This window comes from Streptomyces sp. MNU76 (genome assembly GCF_020982545.1).
GTDB lineage: Bacteria > Actinomycetota > Actinomycetes > Streptomycetales > Streptomycetaceae > Streptomyces.
In genome coordinates this window covers 178,896-193,957 of record NZ_JAJKLK010000003.1, presented here as the reverse complement: position 1 = coordinate 193,957, position 15,062 = coordinate 178,896, and the positions used below count along the sequence as shown (strand labels likewise).

17 protein-coding genes and 1 pseudogene are annotated in these 15,062 nt (G+C 72.3%); 11 read left to right on the top strand and 7 right to left on the bottom strand.

All coding sequences use genetic code 11. The features are described from left to right. Positions 1-63: 63 nt before the first annotated feature. Positions 64-450: a cell division protein SepF gene (locus E4N62_RS07235; protein ID WP_230214049.1), complete on the bottom strand. Its 387-nt coding sequence runs from the start codon at positions 448-450 to the stop codon at positions 64-66. A gap of 480 nt (positions 451-930) precedes the next feature. On the opposite strand from E4N62_RS07235, the gene E4N62_RS07230 reads away from it, so the two are divergent. Then, on the top strand, positions 931-5,211 hold the full coding sequence (locus tag E4N62_RS07230) for a bifunctional nitrate reductase/sulfite reductase flavoprotein subunit alpha (protein WP_230212943.1): 4,281 nt from the start codon (positions 931-933) through the stop codon (positions 5,209-5,211). On the opposite strand, the gene E4N62_RS49300 is transcribed toward E4N62_RS07230, so the two are convergent. After that, a complete protein-coding gene (locus tag E4N62_RS49300) occupies positions 5,123-5,590 on the bottom strand; it encodes a helix-turn-helix transcriptional regulator (RefSeq protein WP_374116949.1) in 468 nt (155 codons plus the stop codon). The two genes, E4N62_RS07230 and E4N62_RS49300, sit on opposite strands and share 89 nt — an antisense overlap. Then, positions 5,587-5,736: a hypothetical protein gene (locus tag E4N62_RS07220; protein ID WP_230212942.1), complete on the bottom strand. Its 150-nt coding sequence runs from the start codon at positions 5,734-5,736 to the stop codon at positions 5,587-5,589. Before E4N62_RS07220 ends, E4N62_RS49300 begins: the two co-directional genes overlap by 4 nt. A 221-nt stretch (positions 5,737-5,957) precedes the next feature. On the opposite strand from E4N62_RS07220, the gene E4N62_RS07215 reads away from it, so the two are divergent. From E4N62_RS07215 to E4N62_RS07175, 9 genes and pseudogenes are all read left to right on the top strand, one after another. Then, a complete protein-coding gene (locus E4N62_RS07215) occupies positions 5,958-6,236 on the top strand; it encodes a hypothetical protein (RefSeq protein ID WP_230212941.1) in 279 nt (92 codons plus the stop codon). A gap of 217 nt (positions 6,237-6,453) precedes the next feature. Continuing rightward, a pseudogene (locus E4N62_RS07210) lies at positions 6,454-6,833 on the top strand (sortase-dependent protein). Then, positions 6,830-7,465, top strand: a complete 636-nt coding sequence (locus E4N62_RS07205) for a class F sortase (RefSeq protein ID WP_230212940.1) — start codon at positions 6,830-6,832, stop codon at positions 7,463-7,465. Before E4N62_RS07210 ends, E4N62_RS07205 begins: the two are co-directional and overlap by 4 nt. A gap of 70 nt (positions 7,466-7,535) precedes the next feature. Further along, positions 7,536-8,036 carry an RNA polymerase sigma factor gene (locus E4N62_RS07200; protein WP_230212939.1) on the top strand — a complete coding sequence of 167 codons (501 nt, stop codon included), beginning with the start codon at positions 7,536-7,538 and terminating at the stop codon, positions 8,034-8,036. Beyond that, on the top strand, positions 8,020-8,535 hold the full coding sequence (locus E4N62_RS07195; RefSeq protein WP_230212937.1) for a hypothetical protein: 516 nt from the start codon (positions 8,020-8,022) through the stop codon (positions 8,533-8,535). Before E4N62_RS07200 ends, E4N62_RS07195 begins: the two co-directional genes overlap by 17 nt. A gap of 118 nt (positions 8,536-8,653) precedes the next feature. After that, on the top strand, positions 8,654-9,118 hold the full coding sequence (locus E4N62_RS07190) for a DUF6153 family protein (RefSeq protein ID WP_230212935.1): 465 nt from the start codon (positions 8,654-8,656) through the stop codon (positions 9,116-9,118). 94 nt (positions 9,119-9,212) lie between these two features. Next, entirely contained in the window at positions 9,213-9,884 is a 672-nt protein-coding gene (locus E4N62_RS07185; protein ID WP_230212933.1) for a DUF305 domain-containing protein, read from the top strand. Positions 9,885-10,024: 140 nt separating this feature from the next. After that, the gene (locus E4N62_RS07180) at positions 10,025-10,393 is read left to right on the top strand and encodes a BlaI/MecI/CopY family transcriptional regulator (RefSeq protein ID WP_184900322.1); all 369 of its coding nucleotides are present in this window, start codon (positions 10,025-10,027) and stop codon (positions 10,391-10,393) included. Continuing rightward, positions 10,390-11,301, top strand: coding sequence for a M56 family metallopeptidase (locus E4N62_RS07175; RefSeq protein WP_230212931.1), 912 nt, complete (start codon positions 10,390-10,392; stop codon positions 11,299-11,301). The genes E4N62_RS07180 and E4N62_RS07175 overlap by 4 nt, the downstream gene beginning before the upstream one ends. 73 nt (positions 11,302-11,374) lie before the next feature. Here E4N62_RS07175 and E4N62_RS07170 read toward each other — a convergent pair whose 3' ends face one another. After that, positions 11,375-12,094, bottom strand: coding sequence for a DUF5134 domain-containing protein (locus E4N62_RS07170; RefSeq protein WP_230212929.1), 720 nt, complete (start codon positions 12,092-12,094; stop codon positions 11,375-11,377). Between the two features lie 233 nt (positions 12,095-12,327). Here E4N62_RS07170 and E4N62_RS07165 point away from each other — a divergent pair, with 233 nt between their 5' ends. Further along, on the top strand, positions 12,328-12,891 hold the full coding sequence (locus tag E4N62_RS07165; protein ID WP_230214048.1) for a DUF4396 domain-containing protein: 564 nt from the start codon (positions 12,328-12,330) through the stop codon (positions 12,889-12,891). Here E4N62_RS07165 and E4N62_RS07160 read toward each other — a convergent pair. The 3 genes from E4N62_RS07160 to E4N62_RS07145 form a co-directional block, all read right to left on the bottom strand. Then, positions 12,882-13,436 carry a DUF1707 domain-containing protein gene (locus tag E4N62_RS07160; RefSeq protein WP_230212927.1) on the bottom strand — a complete coding sequence of 185 codons (555 nt, stop codon included), beginning with the start codon at positions 13,434-13,436 and terminating at the stop codon, positions 12,882-12,884. The genes E4N62_RS07165 and E4N62_RS07160 overlap by 10 nt on opposite strands. Before the next feature lie 277 nt (positions 13,437-13,713). Next, complete coding sequence (locus E4N62_RS07155; RefSeq protein ID WP_230212925.1) at positions 13,714-14,220, bottom strand: LysR substrate-binding domain-containing protein; 507 nt, start codon at positions 14,218-14,220, stop codon at positions 13,714-13,716. A 283-nt stretch (positions 14,221-14,503) separates the two neighbouring features. Beyond that, a complete protein-coding gene (locus E4N62_RS07145; RefSeq protein ID WP_230212923.1) occupies positions 14,504-15,061 on the bottom strand; it encodes a hypothetical protein in 558 nt (185 codons plus the stop codon). Between the last annotated feature and the right edge of the window lies 1 nt (position 15,062).

The following is a 15,062-nucleotide window of genomic DNA, read 5'->3' as shown; positions in this document are numbered from 1 at the left end:
CGCCCACACCGAGGCCCGACGCGGCACGTTCAGGCGCGCCGCGCCGCGCGAACGCCGCGTGCGTCACACCCCGGGATCCCGGCCCTCCATCAGCCCCCGCACCTCGGTCCCCGGTGGCGTGAGAAGGAACACGTTCCGGTCGACCCGGTGCATCCCGGATGCCAGGCCGAAGACGACGCCCGTGCTGAAATCCAGCACACGCTTGGCGGTGTCGCTCTCGGCACCCGACAGGTCCAACAGCACCGGAACGCCCGCCATCAGCGTCTCCGCCACCTCACGGGCGTCCGCGAAGACGTTGACGCGCAGCACCACGAAGCGGCGCCGGGCCTCCGTCTCGGCTTCCGGTATGGTCCGATGGCCGACTGCGGACGGCCAGGCGTCCCGGCCCCGCAGCGGCACGACCTGGGCGAGCCCCTCCCACTGTTCGTCGGTGACATCGTGGCTGTTCACCCTGTTCACCGGCCTTCCCCCTGGCTCGCACTGAATGACTGCATCGGCCAATTCTTACGCATGGTCACCCGTTCGGCCCAACAGCGACACGGACCGCGACTCCTCCGTCCCGGCCGACAGCCGGAACCCACCCTCACAGCCCCTCGCGCGGCCGTGTGTGGCGGGCGTAACGCCTCATGATCGGATCATGTGACACAGGCGTAACGGGCAATTCGTACGATCGAGCCTGCCGGGCGGCGATCCGGCGACTGAGCGCCAGCCGACCGGCGGCCGTACCAGAAGGCGACCGGCCATCGGGCCGGACAGGGAACGGCCAATCGCCTCGGACGGCGAACGGCTGTCACGCCGGGCGACGAACGGCTGTCGCGCCGGACAGCGCCGGCCGCCACACCGACAGCGCCCGGTGGACCGACCGGACGAGCAAACGGACGAACGGACGAACGACCGGACACCCCGGACGCCGACAGAGAGGGGCCGCCCGTGGCCGCGCAGGGCCCGCAGAGCACCACGACACAGGTGCGGACCGTGTGCTCGTACTGCGGTGTCGGCTGCGGCATGCTCCTGGACGTCGGGATGGGCCCCGACGGCCGGCGCACGGTGTTGAAGGCGTCCGGCGACAAGTCCCACCCGGCGAACTTCGGCCGCCTCTGCACCAAGGGCGCGACCACCGCCGACATGCTCGCCGCGCCGGGCCGCCTCACCACCGCCCTCGTGCGGGACGACCGGGGCGACGAACCGGCCCCCGCGCCCGCCTCCGACGCGATCGCCGAGACCGCCCGGCGGCTGCGCGCGATCATCGACGAGCACGGGCCCGACGCGTTCGCCTTCTACGTCTCCGGCCAGATGAGCCTGGAGGCCCAGTACCTGGCGAACAAGCTGGCCAAGGGCTTCATCCGGACCAACCAGATCGAGTCCAACTCCCGGCTGTGCATGGCGAGCGCCGGCACCGGCTACAAGCTGTCGCTGGGCGCCGACGGCCCGCCCGGCTCCTACGAGGACCTGGACCGGGCGGACGTCTTCCTCGTCATCGGCTCGAACATGGCGGACTGCCACCCGATCCTGTTCCTGCGGATGATGGACCGGGTCAAGGCGGGCGCGAAACTGATCGTCGTCGATCCGCGCCGCACGGCGACCGTCGAGAAGGCCGATCTGTTCCTGCAGATACGTCCGGGCACGGACCTCGCCCTCCTCAACGGCCTGCTGCACCAGCTGCACGCGAACGGGCACACCGACGCCGACTTCATCGCCGCCCACACCGAGGGCTGGGAGGCGATGCCCGACTTCCTCGCCGACTACGCGCCGGACGCCGTCGCCGACATCACCGGCATCCCGGCGGACGACATCCGCGAGGCCGCCCGGCTGATCGGCGAGGCCGCCGAGTGGACGAGCTGCTGGACCATGGGGCTCAACCAGTCCACCCACGGCACCTGGAACACCAACGCGCTCGTCAATCTGCACCTGGCGACCGGTGCGATCTGCCGGCCGGGCAGCGGCCCGTTCTCGCTCACCGGCCAGCCCAACGCCATGGGCGGGCGCGAGATGGGCTACATGGGGCCGGGGCTGCCGGGGCAGCGGTCGGTGCTCGTGGACGAGGAGCGGGCGTTCGTCGAGGAGCTGTGGGAGCTGGCGCCGGACAGCCTGCGCAAGGACGGGGTCGGCAAGGGCACCGTCGAGCTGTTCCAGAAGATGGCCGACGGGGAGATCAAGGCCTGCTGGATCATCTGTACCAACCCGGTCGCCTCCGTGGCCAACCGCAAGACCGTGATCGAGGGGCTGGAGGCCGCGGAGTTCGTCATCACCCAGGACGTCTTCGCTGACACCGAGACCAACGCCTACGCCGATGTCGTCCTGCCCGGCGCGCTGTGGACCGAGTCCGAGGGCGTCCTCATCAACAGCGAGCGCAACCTCACGCTCGCCGCCCCCGCCGCCGACCCGCCGGGCGAGGCGATGGCCGACTGGCGGATCATCGCGGCCGTCGCCCGGGAGATGGGCTTCGAGAAGGGGTTCTCGTACGACAGCGCCGAGCAGGTCTTCGAGGAGATCAAGCGGGCGTGGAACCCGAAGACCGGCTGGGACCTGCGCGGTGTGACGTACGACCGGCTGCGGTCGGGGTCCGTGCAGTGGCCCGCGGCTACGGAGGACGGGCCGGCGCGCAACCCGATCCGCTACGTGGTGGGAACCGGGGCCGCGAACGGTGACGGGGACGCGAACGATGACCGCGCTGCGGGCGGTGAGGGCGCGACCGGTCGGGGGTTGCTCTTCCCCACGGTCAGTGGCCGGGCCGTGTTCCACGCACGTCCGCACCTGCCGCCCGCCGAGATGCCGGACGACGACTATCCGTTCGTGCTCAACACCGGGCGGCTGCAGCACCAGTGGCACACGCTGACGAAGACCGGCCGGGTCGCCAAGCTCAACAGGCTGAACCCGGGACCGTTCGTGGAGGTGCATCCGCGGGACGCGCGTGAACTGGGCGTCGCGGACGGGGACTCGGTGGAGGTCGCCTCGCGGCGGGGGCGGGCCGTCCTGCCGGCGGTGGTCTCCGACCGTGTGATGCCGGGGTGCGTGTTCGCGCCGTTCCACTGGAACGACCTCTTCGGGGAGTATCTGAGCATCAACGCGGTGACGAGCGACGCGGTGGACCCGCTGTCGTTCCAGCCGGAGTTGAAGGTGTGCGCGGTGTCCCTGGCGAAGGTGGCCGCGCCGACGAGGTTCGCGGCGCCGGCCGGGAGCGAACCCACCGGCACGCCGACGACGGCCACGACGACGGCCCCGGCGACAGCCCCCGTACCAGCCTCCCCGCTCCCCGTGGCCGCGTCGATCACCGCGCCGACCCACATCGCCCTCGATGCCAACCCGTTCGGTCTGGAACCCTCGCCACCGCCCGTCCTCTCCGCCCAGGAGCGGCAGTACCTCACCGGGTTCCTCGCCGGGCTCGGGTCCGGGGTGCAGGGGGTGCCCGTGCTGCCGGCGGACGCGCCGTTCGCGCCGGAGCACGCGGTGTGGGTGAACGGGGTGCTCGCCGGGATGTACTCGCGGTCGGCGGCGCCGAGCGCGGAGCCCGCCGTCGAACCGGCCGGACGCGAGGTCGTCGTGCTGTGGGCCTCGCAGACCGGGACGGCCGAGGAGTTCGCGACGGCGGCCGCCGAGCATCTGGGGGCGGCGGGGCACCGGGCGACGCTCGTCGGGATGGACGAGGCCGCGCCGGACCGACTGCCGCTCGGCGCCGACCTGTTGCTGATCACCAGCACCTTCGGGGACGGCGACGCACCCGACAACGGCTCCGGGTTCTGGGACGCGCTGTCCCGGCAGGAGGCCCCCCGCCTGGACGGCGTGCGCTACGCCGTGCTGGCCTTCGGGGACTCCTCGTACGACGACTTCTGCGGGCACGGTCGCCGACTGGACGCCCGGCTCGACGAGTTGGGCGGGGTGCGGCTGGCCCCGCGCACGGACTGCGAGCCGGACTACGAGCCGTCGGCGGACGCCTGGCTGGGCCAGGTCATCACCGCGCTCGGCAAGGGGACGGACGGGGGCGAGGGCCCCGCGGAGGGCGGACCCACGGCCGCGGGAACGACGCCCCAGGGCTCCGTCACCATCGCCCCTCCCCGGGTCACCGCACCCACGTCCACGCCCGTCCACCGCTCCGCGAGGCCCGCGCCGGCCACCGCCCGGCTGGTCGGCAACCGGCTGCTGAGCCTGCCCGGAGCGGGCAAGGAGGTGCGCCGGTTCACCTTCGACACCAGCGGGACGGGACTGTCGTACGAGGCGGGCGACGCGCTTGGGGTGCGGCCGGTCAACTCCCTCGGCCTGGTCGCCGAATGGCTGGCAGTGACCGGTCTGGACGGCTCGGCTCCCGTGACGGTCGACGGGGTCGGCGAGGTGCCGTTCGCCGAGGCGCTGCACCGGCATCTCGACATCACCCGGATCACCTCGGACCTGCTCCGCTTCGTCTCCGAACGGACCCGGGACAACCGGGAGTTGAAGAAGCTCATGCGTCCGGACAACAAGGACGGGCTGGCCCAGTGGTCCTGGGGACGACAGGCCGTCGACGTGGTCGCCGAGTTCGCGGTACGCGCCTCCGCCCGGGAGTGGGCCGGTGTCTTCAAGAAGCTGCAGCCCCGTCTGTACTCGATCTCGTCGAGCCCGCTCGTCGATCCGCACCACATCTCGCTGACGGTGTCGGTCGTGCGGTACGAGAACCTGCACGGGCGCCCGCGCGGGGGTGTCTGCTCCCCCTTCCTCGCGGACGGCGAGGCGGACCTGGAGGTGCCGGTCCACGTCCAGCGCTCCCCGCACTTCCGGCCGCCCGCCGATCCGGTGACCCCGATGATCATGGTCGGCCCCGGCACCGGTGTCGCGCCCTTCATCGGCTTCCTCCAGGAACGGCGGGCCCTCGGCCACCGGGCGCCCAACTGGCTGTTCTTCGGGGAGCAGCACCGGGCGACGGACTTCTACTACCAGGAAGAGCTGACAGAGCTTCAGGAGTCGGGCGTGCTCAGCAGGTTGGACACCGCCTTCTCGCGCGACCAGCGCGCCAAGGTCTACGTCCAGGACCGGATGCGCGAGCACGGCCCCGAGGTGTGGCACTGGCTCCAGGACGGCGCCCGCTTCTACGTGTGCGGCGACGCCTCCCGGATGGCGAAGGACGTCGACCGGGCCCTGCGGGACATCGCGATCACCCACGGCGGGATGACCGAGGACGAGGCGGCCGCGTACGTGAAGCAGCTGACCACGGAGAAGCGGTACGTGCGGGACGTGTACTGAGCGGGTGCCGGCCGGGCCTGTTCGCCGAGCGGGGCCCGACCGGTCGCTCCGCCCGGGTGACACGCGCCTGCGCTCCGCTCAGATCCAGCCCTGCTGCGTGGTGCGCCGCCGCGTGCCGGGTGGGGGCGCCCAGCTTGGACATCGCGGCCGAGAGGTAGGTGCGGACCGTGCCCTGGGCCAGGTGGACCTCGTCGGCGATCTCGGCGACCGAGGCGCCGGCGCGGGCCGCGCGCAGCACCGGCAGTTCGCGCTCGCTGAGGGGGCAGTCGTCCTCGGTGAGGGCGGACGCGGCGATGTCGGGGTCGACGTAGCGGCGCCCGGCGGCGACGTCGCGGATGATCTCCGCCAGCTGGGCGGCCGTGGTCCGGCGATGTGTCACGCCCACAGCGGGCCCAGCACCATCCACACGGTGAAGGCGACGAGACCGGCCGGGAAGAGCGCGGCGTGCGCGAACCGGCCGTCCCCCGCGGCCAGACTGACGGCACCGCCGGGCAGCGCGGCGAGGAGCACCGCGCCGACGATCAACGTCCGGCGGGGCCCCGGGCCGAGGTGGGCCGCGCATCGGCAGGCCCCGGGCGACCTGGCCGGTACTCGCCGTGGGCGCGTCGTTCGCGGTCGCCCTCCAAGGCCTCGACCTTGTCTCACCGGCGGGCGTCATGGTGGGCACAGCGTTGGCGGTACTGCTCTGGGGCGCGCTCCGAAGCGCGATCCGATCCCGGGCCGCGGGCCGAAGCACGGCCGGGAGCGTGGCCGGGGTCTCGGCCGGAGGAACTCCGCACGGGCGTGCCGTCTTCGGGCTCCAGGCCGCCGGGGCGGTCGTGTTCGGGGCGCCGGCCGTGACCGGGCTGGTGGTGGGCGCGGACCTGGGCCGGTATCTGATCGCGGCGGGCTGGTTCTGCCACGGCGTAGGGGACTTCACCCATCTGAGGATGCGTCGGCTGCGGGGGGGTCGTGGCCCCACCTTCGCCGAATGGTGCGCGGTCGTGGATGTGGTGGTCGCCGTGGAGCTGGTGTGCCTCGCGTGACGCGTACGCCCCGCGATCCCGGAGGGCCCCCACCGCCCCCACCACTTCAGCCGCTCCCACCGCCCCCAGAGACGACTTTGCCATCTCTTTACAACGCACTCCGCGGCTGTCTCGTCTCTCCGCTCGGTACGTGACGCCGCCGCACCCCGGGCAACCGGCCGCGCGGCGGCCCACGAAGCCGTTCGACAGACCCGAACCAGACGAGAGAGAGCGACCCATGCGCCGAACCGTCCTCAGTGCCACGGCACTTGCCGTCACCTCCGTGCTGGCGATCGCGCTCCCCGCCTTCGCCGACGGCACGAGCCCGACCGCCGTACCGAAGGAGGCCGCCAAGACGGCGACCCGGCCCCGTCCGCCCCCGCCACGGATCACCCGTCGGACAGCGCGCCCACCGAGGCCACGGACGACAGTGTCGCGAGCCCGGTGCCGAGCCAGGTCTCCGTCGTCCCCGGCGGAGCCCCCGACACCGGTACGGCACCGGAGTCGCAGGGGACCAGCGGCACGGCCGTGCTGGCGGGCACCGGTGCCACCGCGCTGCTCCTCGGTGGCGGCGCGGCCGTAGTCCTCGTACGCCGCAAGCGGGCGAACGAGGCGTGACTCCGCTCTCCAGGCGCGCCTTCGCCGTGGCGGCGGCCGCCGCGCTGTCGGTGAGCTGCGGGGGTGGCCGCGCCGACCACGCCTCGACCAAGCCTTCCGAGGGCGGCGCGACCTCGCATCGGTCCTCGCCGCCCCCGTCCCCGTCGCCGACACCCGGCGCGGCACGCCCCCTGGCCCGTTCGGTCCCGGTGCGGCTGCTGATCCCGGCCATCGAGGTCGACACCCCGGTCATCCGCCTGGGGCTGGCCCCGGACGGCACGGTGGAGGTGCCGCCGGTCACGGAGCACGACAGGGCGGGCTGGTACCGGCACTCGCCGACGCCGGGCCAGACCGGCCCGTCGGTGATCCTGGGCCATGTCACGGTCGGCCCCTACGGCGACGGCGTCTTCCGCCGGCTCGCCCGGCTGCGGCGGGGCGAGCGGATCGAGGCGCGCCTGGAGAACGGCACGACAGCGGAGTTCACCGTCGACTCCGTACGCACGGTCGCCAAGGCCGACTTCCCCGCGAACGACGTCTACGGCAACGTGAACCGCCCCGCGCTGCGCCTCATCACCTGCGGCGGCCCGCGCACGGGCGAGGAGTACCGGGACAACGTGATCGTCTTCGCGACGCTGAGCCCCACGGCCCGGTGACCAGCACCCCGCCCGCCCCCCCCCTCCTTCCTCCCTTCCTCTTGTCGCACCATCACGACCATGGAGAGCGTTGAAACGGTCCCGCGAGAAGGCCGCGTCCGAGTTGTTCGCCGCCCTCTACCCGCGCCTCGCCGGCTGGTGCCGTCGGCTGGTCGACGACGACGAGACGGCCCACGAGATCGCCTCGGAGGCGTTCACCCGGCTCTGGGCCCGCTGGACGTCCGTGGCGGAGCCGCACGGCTTCCTCTACGTCACCGCGGCCAACCTCGTACGGGACCACTGGCGCAAGCTCGAACGCGAACGCAAGGCGATGCACCGGGCCACCGCCGAGGCCGCGGTGCACCCGCGGTACGACGACGCCGAACAGCCCGACCCCTCGGTGCGGCTGCTCGTGCAGTCGCTGCCGGAACGGCTGCGCGTACCGATCCTGCTGCACTACTACGCTGACATGCCGATCCGGGAGGTGTCCGAGCTGACCGGACGCAAGGAAGGAACCGTCAAGGCCGACCTCCACGCGGCCCGCGAACTGCTCCGCGCCCACCTGAGGAGAAGCCTTGATCACACGCCCTGACGAGGGCCCGGACTTCGAGCCCGACGACCCGCTCACCGTCCTCCTGCGTCCCCCGGCCGACCGCCTCGGCCCACCGCCGGGCCGTTACGAGGCCATCCGCCGCACCGCCACCCTCCGCCGACTGGCCCGGGCCGCGGCCGGTGCCGCCGCGGCCTGCGCGGTCGTCACCCTGATCGCCCTCCCGCTGCGGCTCGGCGCCGACGAGGCCCCGGCGAAACCTTCGGTCCCCTGGCCCCGCCCCCGCGACCAGCACCTCCCCGTCACCGACAGCGACACCGACAGCGACACCGACGCCGTCCCGCACGCCCGACACCGGATCGCCCAGCGACGGCCCCGCGACCCCGGTCCCTCGGCCCCGCCCAGCAAGACCGCCACCGACACCCCCGCCCGTCGGCGACCCGGCCGAGGCCACCCGTCCCTCGGCCCTGGACAGCACCTCCGGCACGCCCTGACCCGCGCCCACGCGGCGGCGCCGTCGTCAGGTGCCGCCGCCACGTGATCTCCACCACGAAACCTCTTAGTAGAACAGTAGAAAACGCCCCGCCACCCGGCGCGACGACCGTTCCTTGGGTACGGTCGTGACAGCAGATCCAGAACGGTCGGTGACGGAGCCCCGCATGAAGCTGAGTCGACGCGTACGCGCGGGTGGCCCCCTCGGCCATCTGCTGCTCGTCGCCGTCCTCGCCTTCGGCGTCTTCGCGATGCACAGCACGGGGCACCCCGGCGAGTCCGCGCACTCCATGGGCACGGCCTCCCACGCCGCTGCGACACATACGACGGCGCCGGGTCCGGGACCGTCGTCGACGGCGCCGGGTCCGGGACCGTCGTCGACGGCGCCGGGGTGGGGCGGCCGACTTCCGGGGCCGTCGTCCTCGCACGAACCGGCCACGACCATGGACATGCAGTCCCTCTGCGTGGCGATCCTGCTCGCCGCATGGGTTCTCACCGCCCTCCTCAAGTCGGCGTTCACCCGTCGCCATGAGGAGTGGGCAGCACTTCTCGCCCAGGTCGCCGCGATCGCGCGACCCCGCCCGCCGCCGCGCGGGCCCGATCTCACCCGTCTGTCAGTTCTGCGGCTGTAGGCCGAACCGCCCACGCGGGCGCGCGCACTGCGCGACCCCGCGGTTCCGCCTGCCCACGAACAGCCAAGAACGCACACCACGAGGTGAATCGACCATGACTGCCTTCACGCGTACCGCTCGCCGGACGCGCCTTCGCCGCGCCTCCGCCACCGTCGGCATCGTCGCCGTCGGCGCCCTGCTCCTCACCGCATGCGGCGACGACATGGACGGCATGGACCACGGCAGCGACAAGAGCTCGCCGTCCGCGTCCGGCGACGCCGGATCGTCCGACTCCGGGTCGGGCGACGCCGGATCCGGCGACTTCAACGACGCGGACGTCACCTTCGCGCAGATGATGATCCCGCACCACGAACAGGCCCTGGACATGGCCGAACTCGCCGACGGCCGGGCCTCCGACACGGAACTCAAGGACATCGCCGAGCAGATCGAGAAGGCCCAGGACCCCGAGATCAAGGCGATGAAGGGGTGGCTGCGGTCCTGGGGCAAGCCGACGACCGTCGAGTCCATGCCCGGCATGGACCACGGCAGCGGCGGCGACGGGATGATGTCCGACGCGGACATGCAGCAGCTCAAGGGCATGAAGGGCACCGAGTTCGACAAGATGTTCGCCGAGATGATGATCCAGCACCACAACGGTGCCATCACCATGGCCGAGGACGAGCAGAAGGACGGCAAGAACGATGCCGCCGTGAAGATGGCGGGCGACATCGTCAAGGGCCAGACCGCCGAGGTCGAGCAACTGGGCGACATCCTCGACCGACTCTGAGCACCCCGGCGCGGGCCGACGACGGCCCGCGCCGGTCCTCACTCGGGCAGGCCGTCTACCGGCCGGCTACCGGCCAACTACTATGCCCCTGCGTACGCGCCTACGCGCGTACACGTCAACAGCCAGAAGGAGTAGGGGCCATGAGACGGCTGGGGGAACTGGAAGCTGAGATCATGGACCGCCTCTGGACGTGGAACCGTCCGGCGACGGTGCGCGAGGTCGTCGACGACCTCAACAAGACCCGTCCGCTCGCCTACACCACGGTCATGACGGTCACCAACATCCTCTACAACAAGGGCTGGTTGCTGCGGGGCAAACAGGGCCGCGCCTGGCTGTACACCCCCGTGCGCAGCCGCGAGGCGTACGCCGCCGCGCTGATGGAGGACGGTCTCGACGCGAGCAGGGACCGGCCTGCCGCGCTGGTCCACTTCGTGGAGAACATGACGGAGGAGGAGCAGGCCGCCCTGCGCAAGGCGCTGCGCGCGGTGGGACGGCAGGCGAAACCGTGAACGCGGCTCCACTCCTGCTCGCCTACACGGCGACAGTGGGCCTCGTCGCCCCTCCCCTGGTCCTGCGCGCCGCATGGCCGCACCGGGCGCCGGCCCTGGCCCTGCTGGTCTGGCACACGCTGACGCTGTCCTTCGTCCTCGGGATCGCGCTGACCGCGTACCACCTGCTGATGCCCACCGAGCACACACACCAGGGACTCCTGGGCCTGCTGCACTCCTGCGGACTCGACCTGGGCGCGAGCGGACCCGCTCACGACACCGCCGGCCGCCTCGCCGTCGCCGTTCCCACGACGCTCGGGACGGTACTCGCGGGAATCTTCGCCTTCCATGTCGTACGAGCCCGGCGCGCGCGGGACCGACACCGGGAGGCGGTGGATCTGGTCGGCCGCCGCTCCGAGCGGCTGGGGGCCACCGTCCTGCCGTACGACGTGCCCGCCGCCTACTGCCTGCCGGGCCACCGGCCCCGGATCGTGATCAGCGACGCGGCCGTACGCCAGCTGAGCCCCGAACAACTGGCGGCGGTCCTGGCGCACGAACGGGCCCACATCGCGGGCCGTCACCATCTGGTGATCGCCGCCGCGGAAGCGTTCCACTCACTCTTCCCCCGACTCCCCCTGGCCCGCCACGCCCGAGCGCAGACGGCACTCCTGCTGGAGATGATCGCCGACGACCACGCCCTGCGCGCCCACTCCGACGGGGCCCTGGCGAGCGCGATGTACGAGATGGCGGCGGCCCGGACCCCGAAGGCCGCCTTCGCGGCGGGCGGCCCGGCGGTCCTGATCCGGATCCGGCGGGTGCTCGGGCCGCGCCGTCCCGCACACCGCGCGTTCTGGGGTTCGGTCGCCGCAGTGACCGCGACCGTCCCGCTGTTGCCGCTCCTCGTCGCCTGCCCGCTGGGCGCCGCGTGAAGCGGACATGGCCGCCCCCGTCGTCGCACGGCCTCTTGGGACCCAACTCCGCAAGGGGTGAGGCTCGTTCGGGTCAGACGGTCATCACCAGGAGCATCGTCGCCATCGAGCCGCCCATACCGATGTGACCGGCCAGGCGGGCGTTCGGGACGGACAGCACGTCAGGGGTGCGGGACGCCCGGCGGTGGCGGGCCCGGGCGGCCGACCCGGCGGACGATCCGCCCGGCTCCCGCAGCCGGGCGCGTACGGCCAGCGCCACGGACGCCAGGAAGTAGGCGGCCAGGACCCAGAAGGCGACGCGCCACACCATCGCGGAGCCCGACGCGGCGGCGGCCTCGGTGACGCCATGGGCTCCCATGGCCTCCATCCCGCTCATGCCCTCCGTCCCGGCAGCGCCTCCATGGCCGTGCCCGGAGGAGCCGGCCAGGGCGAGCGTCGGCCCCGAGACGGCGCCGGGCATGGCCAGGGTCATCACCACCATGGCGGCGCTGCCGATCACGAGATGGGCGCCGTGCCGCAGCTGCCGTACACCGCCGCGTACGGCATGCCGGACGGACAGGGCCACGCCCCCGAGACAGAGCAGCCCGAACACGGCCGCCCACCACACGCCGTACGTGCCGTAGAGGCTCGCGGTCGGAGGCGCCGCCATGACGGCCATCCCCACACCCATGACCACCTCGGCCCCTGCCTCGTACCGCACCCAGCCTCTGACCAGCGCCAGCCGCACGAGGTTCCCGACGGCCGCCCCGGCTCCCAGCGCCACCAGCGTCCAGCCAAGAAGGTGTCCACCCACGTCGCCACCCCTTCACGGGGCCGGAAATCCGGCTCACCGATCGTCGACCACTACGTACCCGCTTAGTACGTAGCGACCGCCCATCCGACTCAGACGGGTGAACCGAACCGCCTCCTGGGGCACCCGAGGCGTCCAGGCGCACCTCTGGCCATATACCCCCCTGGGGTATAGCCTGACATGAGCCCGACCACGGGCCACCATGGACGGAGAGGGAGGAAGAGGTCATGGACCACATGAACCACAGGACCGCCCACGACGGCACCACCCACGACCACCCGGGGCACACCGACCCGCGAGGAAGCCACGAAGGCCTTGGAGGGCACGGAGGCCACGAAGGGCATGGAGGGCATGGAGGCCACGGAGGAGCCTCCTGGGCGACGGCGGCGAAGGCCACCCTGCACTGCCTCACCGGGTGCGCCATCGGCGAGATCCTGGGCATGGTCATCGGTACGGCCCTGAGGTGGGGCAACGTGCCGACCATGGTCCTGGCCATCGCGCTCGCGTTCCTCTTCGGCTACTCCTTCACCCTGTTCGCGGTGCGGCGGGCGGGCCTGGACCTCAAGAGCGCGATCAGGGTGGCCCTGGCCGCCGACACCGTCTCGATCGCCGTGATGGAGCTGGTCGACAACGCCATCATCGCCCTCACCCCGGGCGCGATGGACGCCCACCTGGACGACGCCCTGTTCTGGTCAGCCCTTCTCGGCGGCTTCGGGGTCGCCTTCCTCATCACCACGCCGGTCAACAAGTGGATGATCGGCCGGGGCAAGGGCCACGCCGTCGTGCACGCCTACCACTGAACTCGACGCCAGGCGTGACGGACCTTCAGCCGCCCGAACCCCATGGCCCCGGAGATCCGGATCACCGGCCCGCCGGAGGGGGAACGCCGCGGGGCCCGGTAGCGCAGGTCCTTCCACCCCGTAGTCACACCCTCGACATCGACGACCGCGTCACGAGGCACCGTGATCCTGGCCCCGCCGGTTCCGAGTTGAAGCTCGATGTCGACGACCGGATGCTCGATGATCGCCCGCGACAGATCCAGCCGCACCCTTCCGTAGGCGGACCCGACCTTGAGGACCCGAGGCACCCGCCACGCACCCCGCCGCTTGATCCGTCCACCCGCGGCGCCGATCGTCGACGCGGCACCCGGCCCCTCCTCCGGGAGCGAGGCCAGGGCCGTCACGAGTTCACCGCGCACCTCGGCGGTGAGCACGCGATGCAGGCGTTCGTCCAACTCCTCGTGCGAGATGAGCTCTTCGGCGTACGCCGTCTGCAGGCGCCGCACGGCCGTTTCACGGTCACCCTCACTGATCGACTGCGACGAATCCTCCGGTAAAAGGGTCACCGTTTCACCCTACTGCCGGGCAGACGATGCGTTCCCCTCCCCTCCTCTCCTCACCGAACGGTCAGGGCCGCGACACCTCTGGGCAAGGACGGGCATCGCGCGCAGCTCCCGCACCACCTCGGGGCGTCCCGGCAGAGGCTCGCGACCAGCTGGTTTCTCCGCTCGGCGCATCGCCTGCCCGAGCGGCCACCCCTCCCGCAAGGCCGACACCCGGGTGTCCGCGCTCGATGTCGACCGACTGCTGTACACCTTCCGCGCCCCGCCCGAGGGCACTTCCTCACGCCAAGGGGCCGCTCTCGACTGTCTGGCCGGCCTGAGCGGCGATGCGGCGCAGCCATATGTGGGCCGGTTCCCGCTCATGGAGGGGATGCCACCACAAGGACTCCGCCAAGTGGCCGATCTCGAAGGCGGGTTGGACGACGGTGATCGGTTGTCCGGAGAAGGCGGAGCTCGCGACCCGTTCGGGCATCAGGCCGATCCGGTCGGTCCCAGCGACCAGGTGGGGAATGGCCAGGAAGTTCTCCGTGACGATCTCCGCGTGCGGTTCGATGCCCTCGGCGTGCAGGCGGTTCAGCGGGGAGAAGACCGGCGACGGGTGACGGTAGGGCAACACCCAAGGACGTTCCGCCAGTTCCTCCCGCCCGAGGACGGCCGGGGCGCGGTCGGCGGACATCACGCACACCCAACGGTCCTTGTACAGGTCGAAGGTGGGGATGTTCGACAGGAAGCCCTGGGGCAGGACGAGGGCGTCCACCGTGCGCAGGTTGTCCAGCGCCTGCTGCACGACCCGTTCGGTGCTGTGCTGGAACTGGTTACTACGGCGACACCGGCGACCGGACCAAGGAGGAGAGCGCGCCACCCGGGGACGACTTCCGCCTTCGGCAGACTCTTCCCGCTCTTCCGCTTCGGCCTGGGCTGCCGGCTCGGCTCCGGCGACCGGTACTGGCCGTTCGTCTCGTTGACCGACCACATCGGGGCACTGCGCTGCGCGATCGACGGCGAGACGCTCACAGGCCCCGTCAACGCGCACCGGAGCGTCAGATGGGCGTCACCACCGACACGCTCCCCTATCGCGGGGGCCACGTACGGCCCGCCATGGTGCGACGGACGACCATACGTGTGCGCGTCGCCGCGATGGCGAGGGTCAGGCCGACGACCGCCGCGGGGGCTGTAACGATCATCAGCCAGTCCGCGCCATCTTCCGGGCCGGCGGCCACCAGGAGGGCCGCCGTGGCCACGGCGGCGACGAGTCCGCAGGCGAGGAGGGCGGCGAAGGCGTGCCGGGAGCGGCCGTGTCCGGGCCGGCCGGGGGCCGGCGCCGCCCAGTGACGGGCGATCTCCCGCACTTCCTGGCGGTGCTGCGCGGCGGCACGGATCCGCAGCGCGGCCACGACGGTCGCACCCGCCACCGCCACCACGCAGGCCGCCTGCCACACCACGCCGGCGAAGAGCACCACGGCGACGACCGCGGCCGTGCTCCAGCCGGTCAGGCAGGCCGCCGCCGCGGTACGGCGGGAGACCGGCCGGTCGGCCCCGGCGCGCAGGTCGGCGAGGGCAGGGAGGTACCAGACGCAGCCGGCGGCGGTCACCAGCGCGGCGCCCATCGCCGGGACGGTGTGCGACACC